Annotated in this window: 7 protein-coding genes; 5 read left to right on the top strand and 2 right to left on the bottom strand. The window is 72.7% G+C overall.

The window, feature by feature from the left end:
• Positions 1 to 50 precede the first annotated feature (50 nt).
• The gene (locus ACFUVW_RS04665; RefSeq protein WP_430570188.1) at positions 51 to 1,049 is read right to left on the bottom strand and encodes a LacI family DNA-binding transcriptional regulator; all 999 of its coding nucleotides are present in this window, start codon (positions 1,047 to 1,049) and stop codon (positions 51 to 53) included.
• Between the two features lie 162 nt (positions 1,050 to 1,211).
• Here ACFUVW_RS04665 and ACFUVW_RS04660 point away from each other — a divergent pair, with 162 nt between their 5' ends.
• The 5 genes from ACFUVW_RS04660 (at position 1,212) to ACFUVW_RS04640 (ending at position 7,359) form a co-directional block, all read left to right on the top strand.
• Positions 1,212 to 2,501, top strand: a complete 1,290-nt coding sequence (locus ACFUVW_RS04660) for an ABC transporter substrate-binding protein (RefSeq protein WP_430570187.1) — start codon at positions 1,212 to 1,214, stop codon at positions 2,499 to 2,501.
• 5 nt (positions 2,502 to 2,506) lie between these two features.
• The gene (locus ACFUVW_RS04655) at positions 2,507 to 3,451 is read left to right on the top strand and encodes a carbohydrate ABC transporter permease (RefSeq protein ID WP_430570186.1); all 945 of its coding nucleotides are present in this window, start codon (positions 2,507 to 2,509) and stop codon (positions 3,449 to 3,451) included.
• A complete protein-coding gene (locus ACFUVW_RS04650) occupies positions 3,448 to 4,368 on the top strand; it encodes a carbohydrate ABC transporter permease (RefSeq protein ID WP_430570185.1) in 921 nt (306 codons plus the stop codon). Before ACFUVW_RS04655 ends, ACFUVW_RS04650 begins: the two co-directional genes overlap by 4 nt.
• An 11-nt stretch (positions 4,369 to 4,379) precedes the next feature.
• Complete coding sequence (locus ACFUVW_RS04645; RefSeq protein ID WP_430570184.1) at positions 4,380 to 6,305, top strand: beta-L-arabinofuranosidase domain-containing protein; 1,926 nt, start codon at positions 4,380 to 4,382, stop codon at positions 6,303 to 6,305.
• A 169-nt stretch (positions 6,306 to 6,474) separates the two neighbouring features.
• Entirely contained in the window at positions 6,475 to 7,359 is an 885-nt protein-coding gene (locus ACFUVW_RS04640; protein WP_430570183.1) for a phosphotransferase family protein, read from the top strand.
• Positions 7,360 to 7,502: 143 nt separating this feature from the next.
• On the opposite strand, the gene ACFUVW_RS04635 is transcribed toward ACFUVW_RS04640, so the two are convergent.
• A complete protein-coding gene (locus ACFUVW_RS04635; RefSeq protein ID WP_430570182.1) occupies positions 7,503 to 11,597 on the bottom strand; it encodes a carboxypeptidase regulatory-like domain-containing protein in 4,095 nt (1,364 codons plus the stop codon).
• Between the last annotated feature and the right edge of the window lie 245 nt (positions 11,598 to 11,842).

The following is an 11,842-nucleotide window of genomic DNA, read 5'->3' as shown; positions in this document are numbered from 1 at the left end:
CACGCGGGCAGGGGCCGTCGTCGTACCCGGGGCGACGCGCGCCCGGCCGCTCAGGTCGAGAGCCGGGGCACGAGGATGCAGTCGACGAGCTCGACGCCGCCCGGCACGTCCTCGCCGCCGATCTTGCGGACGAGCAGCTCCGCGGCGCGGCGGCCGACCGCGCGCAGGTTGAGGTCGACCGAGGTGATGCTGGGTCGGGCGGCCTCGACGATGACGTCCCAGTTGTCGACGCCGACGACGCCGACGGCGTCCGGGGCGGTCACGCCGCTCTCCCGGAGGCACTCCAGCACACCGCGAGCGATCTGGTCGTTGGCGCAGAACACGCCGTCGAGGGTGGTCGTCTCCAGCAGCCGCCGGGCCGCCTCGTAGCCCCACCGCTCCGTCCACTCCCCGTAGAGCACCTCGCCGCCGGCGAGCTCGGCGCCGAGCTCGCGAAGCGCGCGCGTCGCCCCGTCCACCCGGTGGTTGCTCGCCGTGTGCCGCCGCGGTCCGACGATCACGGCGATCCGGCGCCGGCCCGTCCCGACGAGGTGCTCGATCGCGCGGGCCGCGCCTCCCGCGTCGTCCGGCACCACCGAGACGTCGTCCGGATCGTCCGAGGGGGAGAGGGCGTAGACGGCGGGGACGCCGAGCAGCGACGTGATCGAGCCCCGGGTGTCGCTGGTCCGGCCGGCGACGATGATGCCGTCGACGTTCCGGCTGCGCAGGGTCTGCACGTAGTGCCGCTCGCGGATGGGGTCGCCGCGGGACTCCGCGAGGAGCATGGAGATCTCGCCGGCCCCGAACGTGTCCTCCGCCCCCGTGAGGATCGGGATGGTGAACCGGCCGTAGGAGTCGGTCGACAGCACGCCGACGATGAACGACCGCCCGGAGGCCTGGGCGCGCGCGTCGTGCCCCGGCTCGAACCCGAGCTCCGCGGCGGCGTCGAGCACGCGTCGTCGCGTCTCGTCGCTCAGCTGGCCGCGCCCGTTGAGCGCCTTCGACACCGTGCCGATCGAGACGCCGGTGGACTCGGCGACCTGCGCGAGCGTCACGCGTCCGTGCGCCATGACCACGTCCTTCCTCCGATCCGCCGTCGATGGGACGGCAAGGTTTCCGCATCATAGGGCAGGTTCGCCCCCGTCCGCCCTTGACAGAGCGGAAACTCACGGAATAGTTTGCGGCAAACGCGCGGCACAGTTGCCGAGCGGTCCCGACGAAGGAGATCGACGATGAAGTCCTCAGCCCGGCGACACAGGCTCGTCCTCGTCGCGGTCACTGCCCTGGCCGCCGCCACGACGCTCACCGCGTGCGGCTCCGACGACGCGGCCGGAGACGGTGGGCCCGTCACGCTGGACGTCTGGGCGCGCGACGGCGACAACTCCCTCGACAAGCAGGTGGCTGCGTTCGAGAAGGCCCACCCCGACATCAAGGTCGACGTCACGCTGGTCAACAACGACCAGTACCTGACGAAGTTCGCCAACTCCATCCGGGCCGGCTCGGTGCCGGACCTCATCGACTTCGACATCATCAACGCGCCGCTGCTGGCGACGCAGGGGCAGCTCCTCGACATCACGGACAAGGTGAACGCCCTGCCCAACCTCTCCGACGTCGCGGAGGCGGGGCTCGACGTCGGCACGCTCGACGACACCGTCTACTCCCTGCCGGTGGCTCTGACGGGGTCGCAGATGTTCTGGAACAAGAAGCTCTTCGCCGAGGCGGGGCTCGACCCCGACACCCCGCCGAAGGACCTCGCCCAGGTCAAGGAGTACGCCGAGAAGATCCAGGGGCTCGGCGACGACATCACGGGCTTCTCGACCATCGGTGGCGTCGGGCAGGCGTTCACCGGGTTCCCCAGCGGGTGGGCCGACGGCGGCGACGTCTTCACCGAGGCCGGGCCGGACCAGACGAGCACCTTCGACGACCCGGAGATGGTCGACATGGTGTCCTGGTACCAGGACATGTGGGAGTCGGGGCTGATGCAGCCGACCGACGAGCCCAACCAGGACCCGGGAAACGTCGGTAGCCAGAACGCCCTCGCGGGCAAGGTCGGCATCATGTTCACCGGCGCCAACGTGTTCGCCGGCAAGGAGGACGAGTTCGGGTCCGCGGCGGGCATCCCCGGCAGCGACGGCGAGCTCGCGTCGTTCCTGGGCGGCAACCAGGCCGCCATCCCGCTCGGGTCGGAGCACCCGGACGAGGCGTGGACGCTGCTCGAGTGGCTCGTCACCGACCGTGAGGCGGCGACGATCAACGGCGACGCGGGCTGGATCGCCCCTGACCTCAAGCTCGCCGACGAGCTCGCCGAGGACGAGTGGGCGTCGCACCGGGTCGGGTCGCTCGCCGTCGGCAGGCTGCCGAAGTCCATCGCGTACTTCGCGACGATCAACGACCCCAACGGGCCGTGGGCCCAGAACTCGCAGGCGGCGATCTTCCAGGGCGCGGACCCGCAGGCAGCGCTCGAGAAGGCGACCGACCAGGCGGACCAGCTGATCGCCGACGCCTACAACCAGGTGGGCTGAGGCGCATGGTCGCCGCTCACGCACCCCTCACAGGCGAGGCCGCGCCGCCCGGGTTCGGACGCCGTCGCGCCGCGGGCCGGAGGGCAGCCCTCGGGATCCTGCTCGTCTCCCCGGCGCTCCTGCTGTCCCTCGTCTTCTTCGTCATCCCCTTGGTGCTGCTCGTGGCCATGTCGTTCGCCGACTGGCCGCTGCTCGGCGAGGTCCGTCCGGCCGGCCTGGCGAACTACGTCCGGGCGTTCGGCGACGACACCTTCGCCCGCGCCCTCGTGTTCTCCGTCCTGTTCACGCTCGTCCTCGTGCCGGCGTCGCTGCTGGTCTCGTACGCGGCGGCCGTCATGGTGCGCGGCGAGGGGAGGGTGGTGTCGTTCGTGCGCACCGCCTTCTTCGTGCCGGTGGTCATCGGGTTCACCGCGGCCGCCTACATGGCGTCGGTCATGCTCATGCCGGGCACGGGGGTGATCAACGTGCTCCTGCGCTCCGTGGGCCTGTCCGACGGGCAGACCGCGTGGTTCACCGACCCCACACGGGCGTTCTGGGCGATCGTCGTCCTCACCGTGTGGAAGGGCATGGGCGTCGCGATGATCCTGCTCATGGCCGGCATGCAGGCCGTCCCGGGCGAGGTGTACGACGCGGCGAAGATCGACGGCGCGGGGTGGTGGCGTCGGGAGGTGTCGGTGACGTTCCCGCTCATCCGCCGGCAGTTCGCGCTCTGCCTCATCCTCGCGGTGTCCGGCACGCTGCTCGTCTTCGACCAGTTCTTCGTGCTCACCAAGGGTGGCCCGAGCGGTGCCACCACCACCGCCGTGATGTACACGTACGCGCAGTCGTTCGTGCGGTACAACCTCGGCTACGGGGCGGCGCTGTCGATGATCCTCACGGCGGTCATCCTCGTGCTCGCCGTGTTCCAGCTGCGCGCCCTGCGGGCGGGCGGCGGGGAGGCGAAGCCATGACCACGCTCACCCGGACCGCGCCCGGCGCTGTCGCGACCTCCCCCGGCCCACGACGCCCGCGGGCGCGCGGCGGGCACCGCTCGCTCTCGTCGGCCGCGTACGTGGTCGGGGGAACTCTCCTGGCGCTCGCCTCGCTCGCCCCCGTCCTGTACATCGCGCTGCGCTCGTTCCTGCCGGCTTCCGCCGACGCCGACGGGATCGGGTGGGGGTCGCTCCTCGACCTCACCGCGGTGAACTACGCGCGCATCTTCGACCCCTCCGTCGGGATCACCACGTACGTGCGGAACTCGTTCGTCGTGGCGATCAGCGTCGCCCTGCTCACCGGCGTCGTCGCGACGCTCGCGGGATACGCGCTCTCGCGTCTGAGGTTCCCGCTCGCCGCGCTGGTCTTCGTCGTCCTGCTCGGCCCGATGGTGGTGCCGTACCAGGGCCTGCTCACCCCGCTGTCGATCGTGCTCGGCAAGCTCGGCCTGCTGGACTCGCTCACGGGCGTCGTCCTCGTCCTCGTCACGCTCCAGCTGCCGTTCTCCGTGTTCGTGATGCGCAACACGCTCGACGGCATCCCCGCGGAGCTGGAGGAGGCGGCACAGCTGGACGGCGCCGGGCTCGGCCGGATGTTGCGCTCCGTCATGGTGCCGCTCGCCTGGCCCGGCGTCGTGACCGTCTGCCTGTTCGGGTTCATGGCGGGCTGGAACGACCTGCTCAGCTCGGTGGTCTTCCTGTCGAGCGAGGACAAGTACACCCTTCCCCTCGCGCTCACGAACATCACGACGTCCTTCAAGATCCCCGGCGTGCAGATCGTGGACCCCGGCCTCCTGACGGCCACGGCCTGCGTGGCCACGGTGCCGGTGGTCGTCCTCTTCCTCGCGCTCCAGCGCTACTACACCAAGGGCCTCATCGGGGGTTCGATCAAGTGAAAGGCACCACCGTGAACACTCCTGGCACGACCGTCGGCCCGGCCCTCAGGGCGCCCGCCGCGCGTGAGCTGCCGCTCGGCGCCATCACGCCGCGCGGCTGGCTGCGCGACCAGCTCCGGCTCCAGGCCGACGGCCTCACGGGCCAGCTCGAGAAGATCTGGCCCGACGTCGGCCCGACCAACGCCTGGCGCGGGGGCGTCGACGGCGAGGACTGGGAGCGCGGGCCCTACTACCTCGACGGGCTCGTGCCGCTGGCGCACGTGCTCGAGGACGAGGCGCTCCTCGCACAGGCGCAGCCCTGGGTCGAGGCGATCCTCGCCTCGCAGCGGGAGGACGGGTTCTTCGGCCCGACGACGAACGACGACTGGTGGCCACGCATGGTCGCCCTGAAGGTGCTCACGCAGCACGCGGACGCGACGGGGGACGAGCGTGTCGTGCCGTTCCTCCAGCGGTACTTCCGTCACCAGCTGGAGCACCTCCCGCGCCGCCCGCTGCGCTCCTGGGGGCGGGCGCGAGGCGCGGACAACGCCCTGTCGGTGTGGTGGCTGCACCACCGCACGGGGGAGGAATGGCTGCTCGACCTCGTGGACGTCATCGACGCCCAGACGATCCGGTGGGACGACTACCTCGGCGGTGAGCTCATCACCGGCGCGGCGCGCGTGTTCTCGCACCGCGTCCACGGGCCGAACGTCGCCATGGGCCTCAAGAAGGGGGCCGTCGACTGGGTGCGCGACGGGGACGACGCGCACCGGGCCGCCACGGAGCGTTCCTTCGCGAACCTCGACCGCTGGCACGGGCAGGCGCACGGATGGTTCTCCGGGGACGAGTGGCTGGGCGGTCCGGAGGCCGCGGCCGGCATCGAGACCTGCCAGGTCGTCGAGATGATGTTCACGTGCGGGGTGCTCGCCGCCACGTTCGGGGAGGGCGCGCACGGCGACCGGCTGGAGTCGCTGGCCTTCAACCTGCTGCCCGCGTCGTGCGACCCGCGCATGCTGGCGCACCAGTACCACCAGCAGGCCACGCAGCTCGAGGTGTCGGTGGCGCGCCGCGACTGGTCGTTCTCGTCCGACGACGCGAACCTCTTCGGGCTCGAGCCGCACTTCGGGTGCTGCACGGCGAACTTCCACCAGGGCTGGCCCAAGTTCGTCCGCAACCTGTGGATGCGGGCCGACGACGGGGGGCTGCGCGCCGTCGCCTACGCTCCCGCGGTGGTGCGCACCGACGTCGGCGGCGACCGCGTGGAGCTGTCCGTGCGGACGGCCTACCCGTTCGAGGAGACGATCGAGGTCGCCGTCGCCACGGAGCGCGCCGAGCCGTTCGACGTCCAGCTGCGCATCCCGGGCTGGGCGGCGTCGTACGAGCTCACGGTGGACGGGGAGCCCGTCGACTCCGAGCCCGTCGACGGGTACGTGACCCTGCGACGGTCGTGGGCCGGCGGCTCGGACGTGCGCCTCGTGCTGCCCATGGTCCCGCGGGTCGTGCGGCGGGCCCGCCAGGCGGCGGCCGTGTTCCTCGGCCCGCTGTCGATGGTGCACCCGCTCGGCGAGAACTGGGTCGAGGTGCCCGGTGCGCCCGGCCTCGGCGAGTGGGAGATCCACCGCCGCACGTCCTGGAACAAGGCGCTCGCCGACGTCGCGCAGGCGGCGTCGTGGGAGGTCGAGCGCACCGCGGTCCGTGACGTGCCCTGGGGGCTGACGGGGCCACGGCCCGGGGAGGGGTCGCCGGTCAAGGTGCACGCGCCCGGCGCCCGTGCCACCGAGTGGCGGGTGCACGGCGTCGACGCGCCGCCGCCGCCGCCGAGCCCGCTGCTGGAGCGCGGCGCGGGCGACGACGTGACCCTCGTGCCCTACGGTCTCGCGCGCCTGCGCGTCGCCGAGTTCCCCGTCGTCGGCAGCTGGGCCGATCGGGACGACCCGGACGACCCGCAGTACGCCTGACGATGTCCGATGCTGGTTCCCGAGGACCGTCGCCGAGCGGCCGATCGGAGGAGTCGCCATTCCATCCACACCCCTGGTCGGCGAGCCGGCCACCGACCCCGCGCTGCTGAGGACGCTGGCAGCCGCTGGCCTGCCGGCGACCGGGCGGTACGTGCCGAGGGCGGGCTGGGTGAGCCGTGCATGGGTCGGTGACGACCACGTCGTACGACTGAACACCGACGGACGGTTCCGCGACGCCTACCGCCATGAGGCGAGGGTGGTCGACCTGCTGGCCGGGAGCGAGGTGCCGCACGCCCGGCGCCTCGCCCACGGCGACGGCCCGGACGGCCCGTGGTACGTCTCCGAACGCCTGCCGGGCCGGACCCTGGACGACGCGTGGCCGGCGGCGGACTCGCACACGCGCCGGTCGATCATCGAGAGTCTGGGCGCCGCGCTCCGCGCTCTGCACAGCGTGCCCGTCCCGCCCGATCTGCTGCCGCCCTGGCTGTCCGGCGCGCTCTCCGGCCAGCCGTGGCCGGCGTTCCACCCGCCCGTGTGGAGCGCCGCGCTCCGGCTGGTCGAGGCCGCCTGGGGTTCGCACGGGCGGGACCCGCGCCTGCTCGCGGACGTCGCCGCGTGGATCCAGGAGCGGCGGGAGCTGTTCGCCGGCGACGAGCCCGTTCTGGTCCATGGAGATCTCCACGGCGCCAACGTCATCGTCGATCAAGGACGCGTCGCGGGTCTGATCGACTTCGCCGAGGCGTTGGCACAGCCGGCGGACGCCGAGCTCGACACCCTCCTGCGTTGGTGCGCACGGGCGCGGGAGTTCCCACCCACGCCCGACGCGCAAGGGCTCGACGAGGCGTCGCTCGCCGAGGTCCCCGGATGGCTGCACGGCGCGTACCCCGAGCTGTTCGCGCGCGAACAGCTGCGCGAACGGCTGAACTTCTACGACCTGTGGGTCGAGCTCGCGCTGTACGCGCACCACCCCCGGCCCGACGTCCGCGACGTGGCGCACGGGCGCATCGTCCTCCTGCTCTCGGGCCGCAACCATCTCGATCGGCTCGTCTGGTAGGTCGTCGTCGCCGAGGGACGTGACGGCGGGCAGCGCACGGCGCACGGCGCTCGGCCGGGACGTCCCGGCCGAGCGCCGTGCGTGTGCCACGGGTGGCCCCGTGGAAACGACGGGCCGTCGTTCCTCCCGTCAGGGTCGGGCCGTCACGGCAGCGGTTTCAGGTCGACGTCGTAGACCGTGGTCTGCCCGGCGACGATCTGGGCGGTGCGGACGGTCGGGACGAACCCGTTCGCCGCCACGACGAGCCGGAGCGGGCCGTTGGCCTTGGGCATCCAGTACGCGTACCGCCCGTCGGCGCCGGTGACGAGCGTCGTGTCCGACGCCTTGCCGTCGAGGTGCACGACCGCGCCGTCGAGCGGCGTGCCGTCGCCGGTGATCGTGCCGGTGATCTTGCCCCAGCCGGCCGGCGCCCTGACCGTCATCGTCGCGCCGACCTGCGGCGCGGCGTACGGGGTGTTCTCGCCCACGGTGATCGCGGCCGTGTACGTGCCCGGCTGCTCGACGGCGGCGTCGAGGGTCACGGCCGCCTGCACGGAGGCCCCGGGCGCGAGGGTGAGCTCGGGCGGCTGGACGTCCAGCCACTCGACGCCCCCGCCGGACGCCTCGCCCGACACGTTCATGACCACGTGCATGCCGGGCGCGCCGATGTCGGCCGTGTCGGCCGGTTCCGGGAGGTCGCACGCCTCGGACCGCAGGTAGCTCGGCGCCGTCTGGCCGGCGTCGTTGGACCCGATGAAGAACCGCCCGCCGGCCGGGACGTCCACCTCGACCACGAGCGTGCCGCCCTGGGGCACCTCGCCCGTGACGGGCACCGTGACCATCGTGCCGTCCGCGCCCGCCTCCACGGTCGCCTCGGCGCTGCCGACCGGCGTCATGTTCGCGTACCCCAGGTCGCCCTCGAGCGTGTAGAGGTTGACGGTCAGCGGCTGGGCGACGCCCGCCGCCTCCACCCCGAACGACACGGCGGACACGTCGAACGACCCGCCGATCCCGAAGTCGCTGAGCGTGAACGTGCGCAGGTACGCGTTGTCCTGGGTGCCGCTCGGGTTGCTGCAGGCGAGGGAGTTGCCCGAGACGATGTCCTGCGACGCCGAGTGGGTCAGCGTCGTCTCGTCGAGCGCGACGACGGCCGACAGGTCGGGGGAGACCGTGGCGGCGTCCGCGCCGGACGTCGTGAGACCGTCCCCCTTCTTGTCCGCGCCCAGCCGGGGCGTGCCCGGCGAGGTCGACCCGGGCACCGTGGCGGCGTCGGTGACGTGGCTGATCACGCCGCCGCCGGTCGCCGACGTCGCGAGCATCTCGAAGCCGCCCGACCCCGCGCCGAGCGAGACGTCCACCGGCTCGGTGCCGGTGTTCGTCAGCCGGAAGGCGCGGCTGACGGTGCCGCCCATGGCGAGCGTGGCGGACACGCCCTCCTTGTTCACCTCCAGCCGCCCCGCGCCCAGGGCGACGTTGCGGGTCAGGACCTGGCCGTCCTCCGTGAGGCGGGCGTTGCGGGCCGCGCCCGCGTACTCGTCCTTCGCGTAGGTGAGGCCGTACCGCTCGAGGGGGAGCCGGGCGGCGTAGGCGCCGTCGGCCCCGGTGGTCACGACCGTCTCGTCGCCGTCGTCCTTCGACGTGATCGTCACGGTGGCGCCCTCGATCGGCTCGCGGGTGTTCCCGTCGCGCACGACGCCCTGCACGGTGCCCATGTCGACGAGGTCGTAGGTGATGGACAGGCCCTCGCTCACCACCGGCGCGTTGTACGAGTACTGGGACGCGACCGCGCCGTCCGCGTCCTCGATGCCGATCGTGGCGGACTCCCCGCGGGCGGTGGCGCTGTCGGTGACGGCGCCGTACCCGAGGGTGACCCGGCCGTCGGCGAGCAGGGTGGCCGAGACGTTCACCCGGTCCGTGTCCGGCCGGTACTTGCGCACGTTGCGCCACTCGACGACGAACGCGTCGACGCCGTCCACCGTGGTGGACGCGGTGTACACGGCCGACTCGGCGTCGACGTTGAGGTCGTCCCAGAACGGGTAGACCGCGGCGTTCGGCGCCCCCGCGGCCGGGAGGGCCACGTTGGAGAGGCTGGTCGACGCACCGAGGAAGTTCAGGAACCCGTTCGTGGACACGTACGCGGTGCCGTAGTCCGCGCCGTAGAACGGGAAGCTGAACGGCAGCTCCACCGCGGCGGCCTTGTCGTCCCCGGTCAGCTCCAGCAGCGTGTCACCGGTGGCGACGCCGGCGGTGCCGGTGGTGCAGGAGTAGCCGTAGGCGTCGACGGTGCGGTCGATCACGGCGTCGGCCGTCTCGTCGCCGTCCACGACCAGCTCCGTGCTGTACGGCTCCGCGCAGTTCCCGGCCGTGACGCTCAGGGTGTAGGTGCCGTCCGGCACCCCGGCGATGGCGTACCGCCCGTCGGCGTCGGTCGTGACGTCGTCCAGGGGCGCGGAGAGCGCGACGACGGCCCCCGCCGTGGGGGAACCGTCCCGCTCCGTCACGGTGCCGGAGACGGTGCGGGTGGGCGCCCGCTCGAGCGTGATCGGCAGCGTGACGGTCTCGTCGGCGGTGACGGTGACGTCCGTGGCGTGGTCGACGAACCCGAAGGCGCTCGCGGTCACGGCGTAGTCGCCCGCGGCGAGGCGGGCCGAGAAGGTGCCGTCCTCGCCGGTCGTCACGGTGCGGTCGTGGGTGCCGTCGAACGCGACCTCGGCGCCGGCGACGGGATCGCCGTCGCCGTCGGTGACCGTGCCGGTGACGTCGCCCGTGTCGGCGGTGGGCGCGGCGTCGACCAGGGCCAGGGCGTCGAGCTTGCCCTCGCCCCAGACGTTGTTGTCGTCGGCGGTGCCGCCGCACGTCGTGTCCTCGACGTCGACCGCCGTCCGGTCCAGCAGGGCCGCGGTGCCCTCGACGTCGCCCCGCAGGGCCGGAGCGGCGCTCCACAGGAGGGCGACGGCGCCCGCGAGGTGCGGGGTGGCCATCGAGGTGCCGCTCGAGGTGCCGTAGCCGCCGGGCACCGAGGACCGCACGTCGACGCCGGGCGCGGCGATGTCCGGCTTCACGGCGTCGTCCCGGCCCGGGCCGCGGGCCGAGAAGCTGGCGATGTCGCCGTCGGCGTCGAACGCGCCCGCGGCGTAGGTGTGGGAGAACTCGCCGGGGTAGCGGCCGGAGGAGCAGGCCGGGCCCTCGTTGCCGGCGGCCCAGGCGCCGAAGATGCCGGCGGCGTTCCAGGCCTGGGTCTCGGCGCTCATCCAGTCCTCGGGCAGGTCGACGCCGGCGGGGATGCCCCAGGAGTTGTTGATGATGTGCGGGCGCTTGCTCGGGTCGGGGTCGCTGCCGTCCGCGCGCGTCGGCGCGAGGAACCACTGGGCGTCCGCCAGGTAGTCGTCCCAGTCGCACTCGCCGAGGTCGATGCAGTTGGCCGCGATCCAGGTGGCGCCGGGCGCCACGCCCACCTGGTCGGCCCCGTCGGAGCCCACCATGGTGCCGGTGGTGTGGGTGCCGTGCGACCCGCTGCTGGCGCACGGGTCGCCGCCGCAGGCGTTCGGGATGTCGAACCAGTTGTAGTCGTTGTCGAGCGAGCCGTCGGGCTGGATGCCACGGTACTTCGACCGCAGCGCGGGGTGCGTCACGTCGACACCGGTGTCGAAGCTCGCGACGGTGATCCCCTGGCCGGTGACGCCGAGGTCCCAGACCTCCGGGGCGTTGATGGCGTCGATGCCCCACTCCACGGCGGTCGTGACCTTGGTGTTCGCGGGCTTGGTCTCGACCGGATCGGTCTCCTCCATCGCGAACGTCTCGTAGATGCCGGTGACGTCGTCCGACTGCGCGACGTCCTGCGCCAGCGCGAGCGTGCCGCCGTCGACGTAGATCGAGTTGTTGATCCAGTAGCTGGTGTAGCTGGCGCCCGCGGCGTCGAGCGTGTCGATCACGTCCGCCTGGGACTTCTTCGCGAGGGACGTGAGCGTGTCGTACACGTACTGGCCACGCTCGTCCCAGTCCGCGATCTGCTCGGCGGCCGCGAGGTCCGCCGACTCGTCCATCCTGATCCAGAAGTCGGCGGACTTCTGGTCGGTGAGCTGGTCCTGCACCGCGGCGGACAGCTTGTCCGCGGGGTCGTCGGGGACGTCGGACCGGAGGGTGGTCGGCGCGGTGGCCTGCGCCAGCGCCGGCGCTGCCGCCACGGCGGACGTGGCGAGGAGGGCGAGGGTCGCGCTCGTCGCGGCCCATCCCCTCCTCCTGCGGATCGATGGGTGCACGGTTCCTCCAGGTGAGGGTGCCCCCGGGTGCGGGGGCGTCGTGACGGGCGCCCGGTCGGGGCCCGCCCTCCAGCCCATCCGGCGTTCCTGCGGTGGACAAGGACGGCCGGCGGCCAGTTTCCGGTCAACCCGGGGGCAGGTCCGGGTCGGGTCTCGCGGAGACGAGCGCTGAGCGTCGGCGGGCGGTTCCGCCTGAACTCTGATAGGCACCTGGGTAAACGATGTCCGCGTCCCTTCCCGGAGTG

The organism is Isoptericola sp. NPDC057391 (assembly GCF_042668085.1).
Lineage (GTDB): Bacteria > Actinomycetota > Actinomycetes > Actinomycetales > Cellulomonadaceae > Isoptericola.
The sequence above is the reverse complement of the archived record's forward strand: the minus strand, read 5'-3'. Positions and strand labels throughout refer to the sequence as shown.